This is a genomic window from Paenibacillus endoradicis, assembly GCF_024721975.1.
This window is the reverse complement of record NZ_JANQBB010000009.1, coordinates 74,526-92,615: the sequence shown is the minus strand read 5'-3', so window position 1 is coordinate 92,615 and position 18,090 is coordinate 74,526. Positions and strand designations below refer to the sequence as shown.

Below are 18,090 nucleotides of genomic sequence, written 5' to 3'. Positions count from 1 at the left end.
AAGGGGTGCAATATAATGACAGAATATTTGAGTCGTATATTAGTAGTTGACGATGAGGAAAGAATTCGTCGTTTACTGAAAATGTATTTGGAAAAAGAAGGATATGAAATCGAAGAAGCAGAAGATGGGGAAACAGCACTATCGCTTGCTATGAATAGAGATTATGCACTAATTTTACTGGATGTTATGTTGCCAGGTATTGATGGAATCGAAGTATGCACACGACTTCGTCAAGTTAAAGCAACACCGGTTGTTATGTTAACAGCAAAAGGTGAAGAAATGAACCGCGTCCAAGGCTTTGAGGTTGGAGCTGATGATTATGTGGTTAAACCATTTTCACCTAGAGAAGTGATCTATCGTGTGAAAGCAATTTTGCGTCGTTCTTCAGCAACGGCGTTTTTAACGAAAGAAATGAACACTTCTAATAGCATTGTATTTCCACATCTTATTATTGAGCATGATGCGCACCGTGTAACAGCTGGTGGGCAAGAAGTTAGCTTAACGCCAAAAGAATATGAATTGTTACATTACTTAGCTGTTTCACCTGATAAAGTGTTTTCTCGTGAAGAATTATTGAAAGATGTATGGAATTATGAATTTTTCGGCGATCTAAGAACGGTAGATACACATGTGAAAAGACTGCGTGAGAAATTAAACAAAGTGTCTGCAGAAGCTGCAAGCATGATTACAACGGTTTGGGGAGTCGGCTACAAACTAGAGGTGCCGAAGTAAATGAAATGGCTTCGTAGACTGTTCGGCATGCTGTGGCACAGTGTTATTGGCAAGCTTTGGGTAACTATTATGGTATTAGTAGCTGTAGTGCTACTAATACTAGGTGCTTTCTTGCTGCAATATATTGATGTCTCTTTTGACGAGAATGCTCATGATATTAAAGTACTCTTTATTATTACTGCAATTATTGGCTTCTTGTTATCTACTTTTTTTGCCTTCTTCTTATCTTCCAAGATTCAGCAGCCACTTCTGCAATTAAAAGATGCTGCAGTATCGATATCTGAAGGAAATTACTCAACTCGAGTTCATATTGACTCATCTGATGAGATTGGACAATTAGCTCAAACATTTAACAACATGACCGAACAGCTGGAGAAGCTTATTCATGAACTTCATCACGAAAGTAATCATCTATCTAGTATATTAAGGAGTATTGGTGATGCTGTTATTACGTTTGATGCCAAAGGAGAAATTATTCTTACGAATCCAGATGGACATTTACTTACTCAACAATGGCAAAACATTGAAGAGGAATGGTCAACTGGTGAAGTAGTTAATTATCCAATGGTGCCTGCACCAATTCGTGACAGTTATGTTCTAGTACTTAATCATGGTAAAGAAATTACGGATAAGATTCATGTGCAAAGTTATGTATGGTCTGTCGTCTTAACACCATTAATGTCTGCTAGTAAGATGCGAGGTGTTGTTGCTGTTATCCGAGATGTTACAGAAGAACATAAGGTTGACAAAATTCGTCGAGATTTTGTTGCAAATATATCTCATGAAATACGTACACCATTGCAAATGTTGCAAGGATATAGCGAAGCGTTATTAGATGATATCGTAGTATCACCTACTGATCGTCAAGAACTAGTTCAAGTTATCCATGATGAATCACTTCGAATGGGTAGATTGGTGAATGATTTTCTAGACGTTGCAAGAATGGAAGCAGGACATATGAACATGAAACATCAACTTGTTGATGTTAATATGCTGCTCTCACGCGTTGCACGCAAATTTACCGTGTTTTCGAAGGAAAGAGATGTAGAACTAGTGTCGCAGTTCTCAGAGGCTGTATTAGAGCTTCAACATGCTGATGAGGATCGTCTTGAACAAGTTGTTACGAATCTGATTGATAATGCGTTCAGACATACCGATGCTGGTAAACGAGTCATTATTCGCTCTAGCGGCGTTGTATTGAATCATGAATCATTCATTCAATTACAAGTGAAAGACGAAGGACAAGGCATCCCTTCAGAAGATATCCCTTACATATTTGAACGTTTCTATAAAGCAGATAAAGCGAGGAAACGAGAAAATAGTTCAGGGACAGGATTAGGACTTGCAATCGTGAAAAATATTATTGATCAACATCACGGTAATATTGCTGTGGACAGCATGGTAGGTCATGGCACGACATTCACAATACTGTTGCCAGTAAAGATTCATGAAACAATCCAATAATAATAGAGGTTCCTTAATCGGTTAAGATGTGATGTAGATTGCTGTAGCAATTCGACATTCACAGCTAATACCGTCGAGGAACCTCTTTTTTCGTAGAATTGGCATTGATTTTATTGTTAATCGTGGAACATAAAAGGGCTAACGAGACAATCTCGTTAGCCCTTTATATTGAAAAAAGTATGGATTAGATAATGATTTCTTTTGCAGTGATTAATTCTGGTAGGTCTGTCAGTTGTGTAAGAACTTCTTTCGGAGTTCCTTTATCAACACGTAGAACCATTACAGCGGTACCGCCTTCATCTTGACGACCAACTTGCATTGTAGCGATGTTAACATCGTTACTACCAAGCAATGTACCCACGCGACCGATGATACCAGGCTTATCATTATGTGAGATAAGGATGAAGTTACCACGAGGTGTAACGTCAACATTGTATTTGTCGATTTGAACAATACGAGGACCATAGCCAGACAATAATGTACCAGCTGCAGAACGCTCTTCTTTATTCGTACGAAGCGTAACAGTCACTAAGTTAGTGAAATTATGAGCAACGCGAGATTTTTGAACAACGATGTTCACATCACGTTGTTTCGCTGTATGCATAGAGTTAACTACGTTTACAGTATCTTTACCAAGGTAATGAGCTAGAATTCCACGAACAATGTAACGTGTTAATGGTTGTGTATCAACATCAGCTAGATCGCCAGAGTAGCTAACATTAATTTCTTCAACAGCACCTTCTGTACCTTGAGCGATGAAGCTACCAAGAGTTTCACCTAATTCAAAGTAAGGCTCAAGTACTTTACGTACCTCAGCTGGAATTGGAGGCATGTTAACAGCGTTCATGAAAGGCTCATCACGAAGAATATGAAGCACTTGCTCTGAAACATCAATTGCAACGTTTTCTTGTGCTTCAACAGTAGATGCACCAAGGTGAGGTGTTACAATTATTTGAGGATGTGTCAAGAATGGGTGATCAGCTGCTGGAGGTTCAACTTCGAATACGTCAAATGCCGCACCTGCAACAGTACCTGCGTTAATAGCATCAACTAGTGCTAGCTCGTCAATAATTCCGCCACGAGCACAGTTAACGATGCGCATACCAGGTTTCATAACTTCAAATTGTGCTTTGCCAATCATATGTTTTGTCTCAGGAGTTAATGGAGTATGAACAGTCATGAAATCAGCATTACGAATAATTTCATCTACTGTAGCAAGTGTAATACCTTGTTTTTGAGCACGTTCTTCAGTTAAGAATGGATCATAACCAAGAATATTCATACCAAATGCCTTGGCACGTTTTGCTACTTCGCTACCAATACGACCCATACCAAGTACACCTAGTGTTTTAGTACGAAGTTCAACGCCTAGGAATGACTTGCGATCCCATGTTCCTTCAGTTGTCTTTTTGTAAGCTTGAGGAATGTGACGAGCAAGTGCCATCATCATTGCAAAAGTATGTTCACAAGTAGTAATCGTGTTACCGTCTGGTGCATTAATAACGATGACGCCAAGTTTCGTTGCTGCATCAAGATTGATGTTATCTACGCCTACACCAGCACGACCGACAACTTTCAATTTTTTTCCAGATTCTAAGATTTTCTCAGTCACTGTTGTTTGGCTTCTTACAAGCAAGGCATCGTACTCACCTATAATGGATACTAATTCATCCTCAGATAGACCAGGTTTCTTGTCTACTACGATGTCTTGAGCATCAACTAGTTGTTGAATACCAAGGTCACTAATTGGATCGGATACAAGTACTTTAAACATAATTACAAACTACCCCCTGGATGTGCGATGTAATCATCGCAATTAGTATATACAGAAAAACTCTCTTCCGCACCGATGAAAGCAGTGGGTCGAGAGTTTCATCAACGAACATAACGGTAATTCTTATTCTATAGCAAATCGATACATAAAATCAATGCTCTAGAACGAACAAAAAGCGAATTTTCTATCTGTTTTGTGAAATTTCACAAAAATTCAACTTTATTCTACATTAGGATAGAAGAAAGGAATTTGTGGAAGAAACTCTTGTGAATACAATTTATTCTTATTAAGATTATAGTCACCAGGTCTTACAGCAGCAGTATTTGATAATAATGTAATAATACCATCAATAGTCGTTAGATTCATAGCTTCTGCTTGTCCTGAGGTTATAAATTGATCGATAGCACTTGTCAAATCATGTGGCAAAAATTCAACAAATGAATTTTGTTTCACTAAATAATTTGCAATAATTTCATTTTTAATTACGAGCGGATATTTACTCCAAGTTGAAATTTTTTGACTAACATTCTGATCGAAATCTGTTGGAATGTTCGGATCTATCGAAGTTGCCCATAGATACATCGTCTCAAAATAAATGCCCTGACCTTTCAAAGCTTGGGTTACAGCTGTTTGATAAGATTCATTTGATTTTAGCAACTCAACGATCTCTTCATACGTAATAGATGATGATTTCTTTTGCAGCGCAGCAGCAACTTTCTCAAACTGATTAAGGCTTCGAATATAATTTTGTTGAGCTTCACCAAGTTGTCCCGCATTTTGTAAGTTGTAACTTGCAGCTTCAATTGCTTTTTTACTTGCTTGACCTTCTAATTCTTTATATAGTGAAGAAACATTACTTACTTTTCGATTAGAGATATTATGAAGTGCTTCAGACCAATCTAGTTGAAATTCACGGTAAGGTGAGTATACAGTTAGATAGAAGGAAGCGAGTTCTTGTTGTTGATACTCATAATTAGTCTTATCTACTTTTACCTCATTGAGATACGCGTACTTCGTTTCGACACGTTTTGTTCCAAGATTTAACCCATAGAAAAAAGCTACTACAGCAAAGACAAGCATACTTAAAAATACTATTGTGTAAAGTGTGGCAGTTCTTGAAAATCGTTTATCCATTTCATTTCTCCTTTATGTCAAATAATGATCTAACTTAGAACGGATGTGTACAGATGAAAAAATTCAAATTCAAATTTAGAAAAGTTCAGTTCCGCAAAGTAACAGTTGACGAACTGGATGATCGCATGTTGCTAATTAACTTATACGTAACTCAAGCCCTAATATTTATTATCGGCTTTATATGGGTAATTTTTCAACAACAAAATTTGTTTTCATTATTATCTATTCCATCATCAATTACAAATGTTTTTTTGTGGGGTGCCGGATTAGCTGCCGTAGCAATATGTGTCGATTTGGTGTTATCCAGATTTGTACCTGATGATATTGGTGATGACGGTGGCGTTAATGAGCGGATTTTTGGCACACGTGCCATTTGGCAAATCGCACTTTTTTCACTAGTTATTGCTTTTTGTGAAGAATTATTATTTCGAGGTGCGATGCAACATGCATTTGGTCCATATTGGACAAGTATTATTTTCGCTACCATCCATGTTAGATATTTGAAACACTGGATTCCAACAGGTCTTGTTTTCTCAATCAGCTATGGGTTAGGATGGATATATATCCAGACAGGTTCTATTTGGGCTCCAATTATTGCTCATTTTATATTCGACTTTGTGATGGGATTGCTGATTCGTTTTAGGAGGGAATCATGAGTAGGAAAGAAAAGTTCAGTCGCGCAGCACGAAGCTACAGACAACAAGAGGCTGATGATCGTATTTATTTAGATCGTGAAAATGAAGAAACAGAGCTTCCAGCACGAAGCAAAAAACATCCTTCAAGTAAGAACAAACTCAGTCGTCTTTATTATAATGTTTTATTTATATTGTTTGTTGCCCTCGTCATTTTTTTATTTTGGTATGGTAACAAATATTATTCAACATCTTAAGGTAAGTTTGCACCTATTTACCTCTCGTTTCTAACGTATGAGCTTCTTCCTTGATGGTCATTCTATAGGAGAAGTCATATTAGAAGAGAGGTGTCAGTTATGCGAATGAGTAGCTTTATTGTAGGTGGCGTAGCAGGGATGATAGGCGCGATGTACCTGATGCAACGTAAGCCAGAAGCCGTTAAAGCAGTTACTAACATGATGTCTGATGTGAAAGGTGATATGTTGAACAAGGCAGCTTCTAGCCTCTTTGCAAGTGGAACATCTAGTTCATCTAAGATGGAGTCATCTTCAAAGGACAAATCACAAAAGAATAAGCAGGATCATGGCAGTAACGAAACTTTAATCAAGGACATTATTGAAAGTGATCCGAAATTGCAAAGTCAGTTTAATGAAATTACAAAAGAGTCTCAAACGGTTAAGCACTAATCAATGTTCATTATTGGACTGGTCCTTATTTTATGGGATCAGTCTTTATTAATATGAAAAAGTTCATAATATTATCAAATTCACTTAATTTTATTAGGCAGTATATGATCGAGTAAAAGGCTTTGAAAATGCGACGTTAGTCTTATATATTGATGAATTTAAACGATACATATTTTTTGTTTTTTTAGTGCAATAGTGATCAAGACATGATAAAGTATGCATATAGCAATTGTAAAAAGAATTTGGTAACATTCCTTTTTTCTTTACATAAGCTATAGTCAGATGCTGCAAAGGAGGATCCTGTCATGAAGATCGAAAGATTAGGTCAGGACAAGATAAGGATTTTCCTGACTTACGACGATTTGTTGGAGCGGGGTATCCAGAAGGAAGATATGCTACGTGAACCTCCTAAGCTACATGATCTATTTATGGAATTAATGGAACAAGCTTATACAGAGCTTGGCTTTGAGGCAAGTGGTAGACCATTAGCAGTGGAAGTGTATGCAATGCCGGCACAAGGCATGTTTGTTGTTGTTACACGAGGTAAGCGCGGCGGTGAATCTGTTAATGGCTTTGGTGAGGACGATGATCTAGATGATGATATTTATGATCTCGATGTAACAATGGAGCACAGTGACATTATCATGTATTCTTTTAACGACTTTGAGCATATTATTTCGGTTTGTAAAGCCTTAAAGGCTTCTCAATTAACAGATGGCGGAACATTATTTTCCTATAACAATAAGTGGATATTGTCAATTGAACCATCAGATATAGAATCAACTAGTTTTAATTCTGTGTTAGCGATTCTAGCCGAATACGGTGATGCGACGTCAGTAACTTATGCTATGTTAGAAGAATACGGTAAGGTTATTATGGCTGAAGAGGCTGTTTATCAGATTTGTACTCACTTTCAATAAGGTTTAATTAACAGGAAAAAACTTGAAGAACATTGACAGTAAAAAGTCAATGTTCTTTTTTTCGTTTTTCGTTATAATGTAATAGAGAAATATAGTTTAACTACACATGAAAATTCCCAATCTTAATGAAAGCAGGCAATATAATGTTACTATTTTCCGTTATTTCTGCCGCAGTTGCACCAGGACTGTCTTTACTCACTTACTTATATCTTAGAGATAAATACGAAGCCGAACCTATTCATATGGTTATTCGTGTCTTTTTATTAGGAATATTATTAGTTATACCAATTTTAGTGTTGCAACGTGGCATTGAGTTGTGGCTTGGAGATGGGCTCTATGTGCAAGCATTTATTCAATCAGCAGGCATAGAGGAAAGTATTAAATGGTTTGTCTTATTTCATCTGATCTATAACCATACCGAATTCGATGAGCCCTATGATGGGATTTTATACGCTGGAGCAATATCACTCGGATTTGCAACTCTTGAAAATATACTTTATTCAATTTTCATGCCAGCAGATTTCAGTGTAATGTTTTTACGTGCACTACTTCCGGTATCAGGTCATGCATTATTTGGTGTATTAATGGGCTATTATTTGGGTCGAGCGAAATTTTCTAAAGGGAAAGAACGGAAATTATATTTAGGAGTATCGTTATTAGCTCCAATTCTATTGCATGGGGCCTATGATTGGATCATTCTTGTAAGAGAAAACGATTGGATTTTTGTTATTATTCCATTTATGATTCTACTCTGGATTTTTGGTTTGTCAAAAATGAAATCAGCACATCTACGCTCGCCATTTAGATATGTTCGTTCAAAAGACGAGGTTAATTTATAATAATTCCGTTCATACTATCATTATTAGTTTTGAATGTGGAGGAATAAATGATGACTCGTATCAAAGTATTAATTCGTTGTAAAGTATGTGGTGAAAAGTATATCTTGCGAGGTCGTAAAGATAATGGAGTATATGATACAGGATTCAAAATGTGTATTTGTGATAATATTGACGACCTAGAAATAGAAGAACATCCAATCTAATACTTATGATGCATAAAGCTTCCTATAAGAAACCAAACTATAGTTAAATTGGTTTTTAAGGAGGCTTTTTGTATGTATAAACGACTAAGTGCTGTTTTGTTTCCTATAATGACAATTCTACTCATAGGAGCAATGTATTGGGGTTATCAAGAACATCAAGAAAAGAACACTGTATTAATGAAAGCTGAGAATCAGTACCAGCGTGCATTTGGAGATTTAACTTATTATGTAAGTCAATTGAATAATCAACTTGGTAACACACTTGCTGTGAACTCAACATCTATGGATTATCATCGCAAAGGATTAGTCAATGTATGGAGAATCTCAAGTGAAGCACAAAATCAAATCGCACAGTTACCGCTAAGTTATTTACCATTTGTCGATGCGAATAATTTCTTATCGCGAGTATCCAATTTTGCATATAAAACAGCAGTGCGTGATCTGACGAAGCAACCACTTAGTGATGAAGAGTTTGGAACACTGCAATCGCTTTATAAAAACTCTAGTGAAATTTCCAATGAGTTAGGTCAATTACAAAAAAACATAATGGCTAGTAGCTTACGTTGGATGGATGTTGAACTAGCCTTGTCTGTTAATGAAGCAGACACGGAGAATCCTGTCATAAGTGGTCTTCGGGGCGTTAATGAAGGCGTTGGTAATTATTCTGAGCTGAATTGGGGTCCAGCAGTTAATAGCATGTATAACGATGATAATATCGAGCTATTAAGTGGAGTACCTGTTACTGCGGAGCAAGTTGTTGATTTGGCAAGTCAATTTACAGGGGTGCCCAAAGAGCAGATCGAAGTAACGGAGAATGGAAAAGAAAGTGATTACCCAACTTTTACTGCCTTAGTTAAAGAAGATGATAATGATAAAAAGCTTACTTTTTCAGCAAAGGGTGGTAAATTACTCTCATTCGTACATATGAGAGATGTGAATTCTGCTGAGTTAACGATAGATCAAGCAAAGGAAAAAGCGGAAAATTACTTACATGAACATGGCTTTAACAATATGGCTACAGTCAGCTATGATGAGTTTAGTAATACTGGAACGTTTACATTTGTCTATAATCAAGATGATGTATATATTTATCCAGATAAAATAATGGTTAAAGTGGCACTAGATGACGGAGAAATCGTCAGTTTCCAAGGAAATGAGTTCGCTGCACATCATCGCGATCGTCAAATGAATGAGCCAGTCGTTTCACTAGATGATGCGAAGCAAGCTCTTAATCCTAATTTGAGTACGAAAGAACAGCGTATGGCAGTTATTAAAGGTGATCTTGGTACTGAAGTGCTTTGTTATGAATTTACAGGTACCATAAACGATAATTTGTACCGCATTTACATTAATAGTGATACGGCAATAGAGGAAACAATAGAAAAATTGAGTAAACAAGATCAAAAAGTGAGTGATTAAGCAAGTTTTATATAGCTCCTCTAGTACGTAAGTGGTATAATATCTCTTGCGGAGGGAGGGGCTATGTTGATTGTACCTAAAGTAAGTCAGATCATATTCTTTCATCTCAAGTCTGATGATGTAGAGGATTCAGTCATTGAATTCAAAGCTCGAGTTGCTGATGAAAATGAAGAGAGTTTAATAATTGAATTTCCGATTGACACAGTAACCGGAAAAGTAAAAAGATTACATGTTGGAGATGCTCTGGCCGCTCATTTTATTACTACGACAGGTGTAAAACACTTTTTCGAAACTCATGTAACCGATGTTATGTTAGGCGAATTTCCGCTTGTTGAATTAGCAAGACCATCTAAAGATGAAATGACTTCTATGCAACGCAGAAACTTTTTCAGAGTCATGATCGAAGTTGATATTGCCGTGCGAACTGAAAATGGTCAACAATTTGTGTTTAAAACGGACGATATTGGTGGCGGAGGGATTTCCTTCATCATTGATCGACATGAACATTTTGAGGAATCTGAAAAGTTAGATTGTTGGGTTCTATTGCCGCATCGTAACGGAACAATTGAACATAGTAATTTCATTGGAGAAGTCTTGCGCTTGAAAGTATTAGAAACTGGTCGTAAGATCGTTATGATGAAATTTCATGAAATCATTGAATCAGAGCGACAAAGAATTATACGCTTCTTGTTCGAAAAACAGATCGAATTGCGTGATCGATGAATATTAGTTAAAAAGTGGGATACATTAACGATATCTATCTTGAAGAGGTGTCATTATGAAATCCCGCAAACAATACATAAAAATGATTGATCAATATAGTAAATTAGCGATTAAATGTATCGTGGTATGCTTATTTGTCATCATAATTGTTCAAACAATATTGCAGGTAAATAGCATCAGGCAACGAATTGTACCTACTGAACGATGGGAAGGAGAACAAATAAATTCAACTCCTTAGTTTTGCAAGCCCATTATTTCTATGGTATAATTTGTTCTACTTGCAGGCTATGCCTGCTTTTTGTTTGGCTTTAACTTGAAGGGGGTTGGCTTAAAGCATGTTAGTGCATGGAGTGAGTCGCATTAATATTGCGATTGATGGGCCTGCTGGTGCTGGAAAAAGCACAGTAGCACGTCAAGTAGCTTCTAAGTTAGGCTATGTGTATGTCGATACTGGGTCGATGTATCGTGCAGTTACATTATATGCACAGCGTAACGGTGTAAGTGCTAATCAATCATCAACATTACAACAAATGGTTGAGCAGCTAGAGATTGAACTGATTCCTACTTCTGTAGGACAAATGATTCTCTTACAACAAGAAGATGTAACAGCTTTGATTCGTACAAGAGAAGTTACAACTGAGGTTTCACATTATGCTTCTAATGAACATGTGCGAAGTCATCTAAGTAAGTTACAAAGAGAACTTGCTATTAACAAAGGAATCGTTATGGATGGTAGAGATATCGGCACACATGTGTTGCCTGATGCGGAATTGAAAATCTTCCTAACTGCATCTGTCCAGGAACGAGCATTACGTCGTTATAAGGAATTAACATCCGACAATTATATTCCACTAGAGCAACTCGAAGCGGAAATTGCTACGAGAGATAAACTAGATGAAACAAGAGAGATTGCGCCTCTCATTCAAGCTGACGATGCTATTCTAATAGATAGTAGTTATATAGGCATTGATGAGGTTACCGATCTAATTGTTAGTCTAAGTCAAAAAAAACTAGCGGAGGTAATGGGATAGATGTCATATAAAATATTCCGGGCTATATTTCGTTTCTTTTACCGTATATTATTCCGAATCAATGCTGTAGGATCAGAAAATATTCCAACTGAAGGGGCAGTAATTATTGCTTCTAATCATACTAGTCTATTAGATCCTCCTGCTGTTGGTATATTAATAAAACGTCAAGTGCGCTTTATGGCTAAAGAAGAATTATTCAAAGTACCTGTTGTAGGTATGCTTATTCGATCTTTTGGTGCGTATCCGGTTAAGCGTGGAGGAGTAAGCATTGATGCGATTAAATCCTCTATTAACCTATTGAAGTCGGGAGATGTCATGGGTGTATTTCCAGAAGGTACTCGCAAAAAAGGCGATGATGGAGCTGGAGCTAAAAAAGGTACAGCAATGATCGCTTTACGTAGTAAGGCGACTGTCATACCTACTGCTATTGTTGGCGATTATCGTTTGTTCAGAAAGACTACCATTATTTATGGTAAGCCCGTTGATATTCAAAATGTTACTGCGACAGATGACATCGATCAATATGAAGCAGTTACGAATGAAATCATGAAGCAAATTAATTTGCTGAAGGCTAAAGTATAGTTGTTTTATTGCTGAATACCATTTCAATGTATTGAGCTTTAAATAATAAAGTAGGGTAATGAATTGAGGAGGTTATTTTCATGTCAGAAGAAGTAAAAGAACAAGATTCTGTAGTTGAAGAATCCAATCAGGCGGCACTAGATCATATGGTGGCATTGAAGAAAGGTGACTTCGTAAAAGGAACGATCGTTAAAATTGAAGACAACGTAGCCTATGTAAGCGTTGGATATAAATATGACGGTATTATTACTCTTCGTGAATTATCATCCGTTCAAGCTCAGCAAGCTACTGATGTTGTTAAAGTTGGTCAAGAAGTGGAACTTAAAGTACTTTCTATCGACGATAACAAAGAAACGATGACACTTTCCAAACGTCTTGTTGATAACGAAAAAGGTTGGGACGATATTGACAAACTTCTAGAGCAAAAAGAAGTTTTCGAAGTTGTTGTTGCAGATGTTGTTAAGGGTGGATTAGTTGCAGATGTAGGCGTTCGCGCTTTCATTCCTGCTTCAATGGTAGAACGTCATTTCGTGGAAGATTTCAGTGATTACAAAGGACGCACACTACGCGTTATTGTTAAAGAAATCGATCGCGAAAATAATAAAGTTATTCTTTCTCAAAAAGATGTTCTTGAGGCAGAATATCAAGAACAAAAAGCTGCAAAGCTTGCTACGATTCAAGTAGGTCAAGAACTAACAGCAACTGTACAACGTATTACAGCTTTTGGTGCTTTTGTTGATCTTGGAGGCATTGATGGTCTAGTTCACGTATCTGAGCTTGCTTGGCAACATGTAACGAATGCTGCTGATGTTGTTACAGTTGGACAACAAGTACTAGTTAAAGTACTTAAAGTTGAAGCTGAAAAAGGAAAAATTAGTTTAAGTATTAAAGCTGCTCAACCGGGACCATGGGAAAACATTGCTTCTGAATTTAATGTAGGTGATATCGTTACTGGTAAAGTAAAACGTGTTACTACTTTCGGTGCATTTGTTGAAATTTCTGCTGGTGTTGAAGGACTAGTTCATATATCTCAACTGGCATATCGTCGAGTTAACTCTCCATACGAAGTTGTCAAAGAAGGTCAAGAAGTACAAGTGAAAATCTTGGAATTCAATCCTGCTGACAAACGTATAAGCTTAAGTATTAAACAAACACAAGAAGCACCTGCGAGTGAAGTAGAAGATATCGAAGTTAATATGGATGAAGTCGATAAAACTAACCTCAGTGTTAATGGTGACAATATGAGTTTCTCTCTTGCTGAACTATTTGGTGACAAACTAAGTCAATTCAAATAAGACGGTATTAGATACCTATGTAACATGGAAAGCCTTTAACAACAGATTATCTGTTGTTAAAGGCTTTTTCTTATTGATGCGTGAAATATGAATAAATAGCACATATTAATATTAGGTGATCGACATGACAGAAGGATACTGGACAATACTGCTTTTTATTATGCTACTAATTTTGTTTTTGACGGGCTGGAAATCTTGGTTGGATCGACATGTTAATGTAACTTTTATCGGTTTATCTTATATAAGTATATGGATATCGAATTGGTTCGGATGGATCATTCCCCTTGATATTAATATGTTTAAATTAACAATAGACGGTTCAATAATACTTATACTACTGTTTCAATTGGTATTTTTATTTAAGGGAATACCGCAAAAATCTCAAGTACTATATAGCATAATGTATATTTTGTTACTAGCTTTAGTATCTACAATTAGTCATGCTATAATATTATATTCGCCTTGGGTGGAGGCGAATATTGCTGTCTGGTACATCCCGATCGGGTGTGGAGTATTGTTAGGTGCTCTAGGGATTTCTATAAGTCAATTAGGTGCAATTGTATTTTGGGGAGCAATTTGTGCAGAGTTATTATTGCTGTGGCAACAAAAAGGAGAATATATTGCCCATATCGGTAATCTATTGTGGTGGGATATGATTTCTATGTCAATAATATTTGGGTATATATTTATCCTTATATTCGAATTAGTGGTTAAAATTGGGCATAATTTCATAGAGATACTACAAAATAGAACGAAAAGTTAGCCAATTGTGTTCTTTTTTGCTATGATGGGTAACGAAAGTATGAATAGTTAACAATCAAAAAGTAAGTTAGTGCTTACGATGTAACTTTTTATTTACTAGAAGTTTATTCGAGAAGTGTAACAATAAAAAGTAGTTAATGCTTTCGAAGTAACTTTTTATTTGCAAGAAGTTTATTTCGAGAAGTCTAACAATAAAAAGTAGTAGGAGTGGAAATAATTATATGGCTAGACCCATTATCGCAATTGTAGGTCGACCGAATGTTGGTAAGTCAACAATATTCAATCGTATTATAGGTGATCGACTTGCTATCGTTGAAGATAAACCAGGTGTTACTCGAGACCGTCTGTATGGTACAGCGGAATGGAGCGGGAAATTATTCAGTATCATTGATACTGGTGGTATTGAAATTGATGGTGAAGATGAAATTATGAAATCTGTTCGCATGCAAGCTGAGCTTGCGATTGCTGAGGCAGATGTAATCATATTTATGGTAGATGCTAAAGTTGGTATTACTCATGCTGACGAAGAAGTAGCACAAATGCTATATCGTTCTAAAAAACCGATCGTTCTCGCTGTTAATAAAGTAGATAATGACGGCCGACAAGATGAAGTCTATGAGTTTTACTCTTTAGGATTTGGTGAACCGATCGCTATCTCTGGTTCACATGGTATTGGTATCGGTGATCTACTTGAAGCCGCTACAATTCTACTTCCAGAACCTAAAGAAGATGAGTATGATGATGATGTTATTAAAGTAGCATTAATAGGTAGACCGAATGTAGGTAAATCATCACTTGTTAATGCATTATTAGGTGAGGACCGCGTTATTGTAAGTAACATAGCTGGAACTACCCGTGATGCAATCGATACGCCATTTGAAGTTGATGGTCAGAAGTATGTGCTGATTGATACTGCCGGTATGCGTAAACGTGGAAAAGTGTATGAGAATACTGAAAAGTATAGTGTTATGCGTGCAATGAAAGCAATTGAAAGAGCAGATGTTGTTCTAGTAGTCATTAATGGTGAAGAAGGCATTATTGATCAAGATAAACATATTGCTGGTTATGCTCATGAAGCCGGTAAAGCATCTATTTTTGTTGTGAACAAATGGGATGCGGTAGAAAAAGACGGTAAAACGATGCAACACTTTACTGAGAGTATTCGTGATGAGTTTATCTTCATGACGTATGCACCGGTAGCTTTCTTGTCAGCTAAAACAAAGCTTCGCTTACATAAGTTAATACCTGTTATTAACCATGTATCCGAACAACATGCTCTTCGTATTGCAACGCATCTACTAAATGATGTCGTAACAGATGCAGTAGCGATGAATCCTGCTCCTTCTGATAAAGGTAAGCGACTTCGTATTAGTTATGTTACACAAGTTGCTACAAAACCACCAACAATTATCTGTTTCGTAAATGATCCTGAATTGATGCATTTCTCTTATGCGCGATATTTGGAGAACAAAATCCGTGCTGCATTCAACTTTGAAGGTACACCTCTGCGCATCTTTTCTAGAAAAAAATCTGATCAAGATTAGGGGAGAACAGTGTGGTACCATTATTATTAATTGTTATCAGTTATCTAGTAGGGTCAATCTCATTCAGTATTGTTATTGCAAAGCTATTCAAAGGTATCGACATTCGAAATCATGGAAGCGGCAATGCCGGTGCTACGAATACATTACGAGTGCTTGGTATAGGTCCAGCCATTCTAGTGCTTGTGCTTGATTTATTAAAAGGTATGGGTAGTGTATTAGTTGCTAGTAACTTGTCTGATCAAGCATGGTTGCCTGTCATTTGTGGTTTGGCAGCTATTGTAGGTCATAACTGGCCAATCTGGTTTAAATTCAAAGGTGGAAAAGGTATCGCTACTGCTATCGGAGTGCTTACTTCGTTAGTGTTTATTCCTGCATTAATTGCAGGGATAATAGCTATACTCGCTATCGTATTTACTCGTTATGTCTCTCTAGGTTCGTTGATTTTCACGTTCTTAACACCTATTTTTGTGCTTATTTTACAATTTAATTGGCCAAACTTTATTGGGACGTTAGTCATTTGTATATTTGCATTCATACGTCATCGCTCCAATATTGTGAAACTGATGAATGGAACTGAGAACAAATTAGGTAGTAAGAAAGGAGTATAGTGTTATGTCTTTGATCGAAGCCAAGCGAAAAGCGACTGTAGTTGTTGCAGGTAGTTGGGGGACAGCGCTTGCTTTTGTACTGGCATCCAATCAATACGATGTCGTAGTATGGACCAGAACAGAGCAACAAGCTGAAGAGATTAATGTGAATCATATCAACAACAAATATTTACCGAATATAACATTGCCAAGCAATATAAGGGCGACTACAAATATGGAAGAAGCTTTAGCCCATTCTACGATTGTATTATTTGTTGCTCCTTCAAGTGCGATGAGATCAGTTGCTGAGTTAGCGAAACCATTTCTTGAAGCGGAGACCATCGTCGTTCATGCAACGAAAGGTTTTGAACCTGAGAAGTTGAAACGAATGTCTGTCGTTCTTTCTGAAGCGCTTGGACGTCCACTTTCGGAAATCGCTGTAATATCTGGTCCTAGTCATGCAGAAGAAGTTATTTTAAAGCTCCCTACGACTGTGGTCGTAGCTGCGGAAAATATACATATTGCTGAGAAAGCACAAGAAGCGTTAATGAATTCTGATTTTCGTGTATACACGAATAATGATGTCATTGGTATTGAAGTTGCAGGTGCGTTGAAAAATATTATTGCATTAGCTGCAGGTATAATTAATGGATTAGACTTAGGTGATAATGCAAAAGCAGCGTTGTTAACTCGCGGTTTGGCTGAAATCTCAAGACTTGGAACAGCGATGGGGGCAAATCCATTAACTTTTATCGGTCTTGCGGGTGTTGGTGATCTAGTCGTTACTGCGACAAGTCAGCATAGTCGTAACTTCCGTGCTGGATATATGCTTGCCGATGGAACGCCACTTTCTACTGTTCTTGAGAAAATGGGCATGGTCGTCGAAGGGGTTAAAACAACTAGAGCAGCTCATGATCTTGCCAAGATTTATAATATTGAGATGCCAATTACGAATCAATTGTATGAAGTGTTGTTCAATGACCAGCCAATTAATAAGTCAATTGGAGTATTAATGGGTAGAGTTCGGACGAATGAAATGGAACCTAATCAATAATCTAAATCACAACCTAATAAACCTTCTCATATGATATGTAGAATACGTATCGTAGAGGAGGTTTTGTTATGTCCAACGATTTATCCAAAGATGTATTAAGTGCCATCAAGAAAAAAACAGGTAAAAATATTACTACAAATTCAGTTAGCAAAATTGCTAACACCGTTCAACCTGACTCATTAGAAAACGAAGTAGAGCTTCGTAAATTAGTGAGATCCATTGCAGATATGGCTAAAATTAAAATGAACGACACACAATTCGAGCATATTGTGAAGACGATAAAGTCAAGCGGTATGAAAACATCAAATATTGAAACATTAATGAAAATACTAATTAAATAGTAAAGATTGGCTATGACATAGAATAATGCGTTCATCACAAGTGACCATTACTCTATGTCATTTTTTTGCATTACTGTTTTACTAGCTTTGTCACAATATTAGAGAGATGCTATAATGATGTAGAATAAACAATACATACATAGGTAGATGGGGGAAATATTTCATGGATCCAATGACTAAGATGTGGATGTCTTTAATAGGAATAGGCCTTATGGCAATTGCTGCAGTTATTATTACTTTTGCACGAATAAAAACTAAAGGTGTTATTAAAGGGATTTTATCGACTGTTGCTTTTATAATGCTATGTATCGGATTTTTATTGGGTCTTCTTTCCATAATATAATACATAATGTTGTGAGCGAAAGGAA

General features: G+C 36.7%; 21 protein-coding genes. 19 read left to right on the top strand and 2 right to left on the bottom strand.

Annotated elements, in window-relative coordinates; genetic code table 11:
- The first annotated feature begins 15 nt into the window (after positions 1-15).
- Positions 16-732, top strand: coding sequence for a response regulator transcription factor (locus NV377_RS23615; protein ID WP_258203281.1), 717 nt, complete (start codon positions 16-18; stop codon positions 730-732).
- The gene (locus tag NV377_RS23610; RefSeq protein ID WP_258203280.1) at positions 733-2,196 is read left to right on the top strand and encodes an ATP-binding protein; all 1,464 of its coding nucleotides are present in this window, start codon (positions 733-735) and stop codon (positions 2,194-2,196) included.
- A gap of 184 nt (positions 2,197-2,380) precedes the next feature.
- Here the strand turns inward: NV377_RS23610 and serA are convergent, their stop codons facing one another.
- Together serA and NV377_RS23600 are read right to left on the bottom strand one after the other, a co-directional pair.
- Positions 2,381-3,970: a phosphoglycerate dehydrogenase gene (gene serA, locus NV377_RS23605; RefSeq protein WP_258203279.1), complete on the bottom strand. Its 1,590-nt coding sequence runs from the start codon at positions 3,968-3,970 to the stop codon at positions 2,381-2,383.
- 219 nt (positions 3,971-4,189) lie between these two features.
- Positions 4,190-5,104, bottom strand: coding sequence for a hypothetical protein (locus NV377_RS23600; protein ID WP_258203278.1), 915 nt, complete (start codon positions 5,102-5,104; stop codon positions 4,190-4,192).
- A 53-nt stretch (positions 5,105-5,157) separates the two neighbouring features.
- Here NV377_RS23600 and NV377_RS23595 point away from each other — a divergent pair, with 53 nt between their 5' ends.
- The 17 genes from NV377_RS23595 (at position 5,158) to NV377_RS23515 (ending at position 18,065) form a co-directional block, all read left to right on the top strand.
- The gene (locus NV377_RS23595; RefSeq protein ID WP_258203277.1) at positions 5,158-5,760 is read left to right on the top strand and encodes a CPBP family intramembrane glutamic endopeptidase; all 603 of its coding nucleotides are present in this window, start codon (positions 5,158-5,160) and stop codon (positions 5,758-5,760) included.
- On the top strand, positions 5,757-5,993 hold the full coding sequence (locus NV377_RS23590) for a hypothetical protein (RefSeq protein ID WP_258203276.1): 237 nt from the start codon (positions 5,757-5,759) through the stop codon (positions 5,991-5,993). Before NV377_RS23595 ends, NV377_RS23590 begins: the two co-directional genes overlap by 4 nt.
- A 105-nt stretch (positions 5,994-6,098) precedes the next feature.
- Positions 6,099-6,422, top strand: a complete 324-nt coding sequence (locus tag NV377_RS23585) for a hypothetical protein (RefSeq protein WP_258203275.1) — start codon at positions 6,099-6,101, stop codon at positions 6,420-6,422.
- 305 nt (positions 6,423-6,727) lie between these two features.
- Positions 6,728-7,342 carry a genetic competence negative regulator gene (locus tag NV377_RS23580; RefSeq protein WP_258203274.1) on the top strand — a complete coding sequence of 205 codons (615 nt, stop codon included), beginning with the start codon at positions 6,728-6,730 and terminating at the stop codon, positions 7,340-7,342.
- Between the two features lie 143 nt (positions 7,343-7,485).
- A complete protein-coding gene (gene prsW, locus NV377_RS23575) occupies positions 7,486-8,181 on the top strand; it encodes a glutamic-type intramembrane protease PrsW (RefSeq protein ID WP_258203273.1) in 696 nt (231 codons plus the stop codon).
- Positions 8,182-8,228: 47 nt separating this feature from the next.
- Complete coding sequence (locus NV377_RS23570; RefSeq protein WP_258203272.1) at positions 8,229-8,384, top strand: hypothetical protein; 156 nt, start codon at positions 8,229-8,231, stop codon at positions 8,382-8,384.
- Between the two features lie 72 nt (positions 8,385-8,456).
- A complete protein-coding gene (ypeB, locus tag NV377_RS23565) occupies positions 8,457-9,803 on the top strand; it encodes a germination protein YpeB (RefSeq protein WP_258203271.1) in 1,347 nt (448 codons plus the stop codon).
- A gap of 63 nt (positions 9,804-9,866) precedes the next feature.
- A complete protein-coding gene (locus tag NV377_RS23560) occupies positions 9,867-10,526 on the top strand; it encodes a flagellar brake protein (protein ID WP_258203270.1) in 660 nt (219 codons plus the stop codon).
- A 335-nt stretch (positions 10,527-10,861) separates the two neighbouring features.
- On the top strand, positions 10,862-11,557 hold the full coding sequence (gene cmk / locus NV377_RS23555; RefSeq protein ID WP_258203269.1) for a (d)CMP kinase: 696 nt from the start codon (positions 10,862-10,864) through the stop codon (positions 11,555-11,557).
- A complete protein-coding gene (locus tag NV377_RS23550; RefSeq protein ID WP_258203268.1) occupies positions 11,558-12,139 on the top strand; it encodes a lysophospholipid acyltransferase family protein in 582 nt (193 codons plus the stop codon).
- 80 nt (positions 12,140-12,219) lie between these two features.
- On the top strand, positions 12,220-13,434 hold the full coding sequence (rpsA, locus tag NV377_RS23545; protein WP_258203267.1) for a 30S ribosomal protein S1: 1,215 nt from the start codon (positions 12,220-12,222) through the stop codon (positions 13,432-13,434).
- Positions 13,435-13,558: 124 nt separating this feature from the next.
- On the top strand, positions 13,559-14,197 hold the full coding sequence (locus tag NV377_RS23540; protein WP_258203266.1) for a hypothetical protein: 639 nt from the start codon (positions 13,559-13,561) through the stop codon (positions 14,195-14,197).
- Positions 14,198-14,417: 220 nt separating this feature from the next.
- Positions 14,418-15,740, top strand: a complete 1,323-nt coding sequence (gene der / locus NV377_RS23535) for a ribosome biogenesis GTPase Der (protein WP_258203265.1) — start codon at positions 14,418-14,420, stop codon at positions 15,738-15,740.
- Between the two features lie 11 nt (positions 15,741-15,751).
- Entirely contained in the window at positions 15,752-16,348 is a 597-nt protein-coding gene (gene plsY, locus NV377_RS23530) for a glycerol-3-phosphate 1-O-acyltransferase PlsY (protein WP_258203264.1), read from the top strand.
- Between the two features lie 4 nt (positions 16,349-16,352).
- On the top strand, positions 16,353-17,381 hold the full coding sequence (locus NV377_RS23525) for an NAD(P)H-dependent glycerol-3-phosphate dehydrogenase (RefSeq protein ID WP_258203263.1): 1,029 nt from the start codon (positions 16,353-16,355) through the stop codon (positions 17,379-17,381).
- Positions 17,382-17,449: 68 nt separating this feature from the next.
- Positions 17,450-17,722, top strand: coding sequence for a stage VI sporulation protein F (locus NV377_RS23520; RefSeq protein ID WP_258203262.1), 273 nt, complete (start codon positions 17,450-17,452; stop codon positions 17,720-17,722).
- 163 nt (positions 17,723-17,885) lie between these two features.
- Complete coding sequence (locus tag NV377_RS23515) at positions 17,886-18,065, top strand: DUF2768 family protein (RefSeq protein WP_258203261.1); 180 nt, start codon at positions 17,886-17,888, stop codon at positions 18,063-18,065.
- Positions 18,066-18,090: the final 25 nt, after the last annotated feature.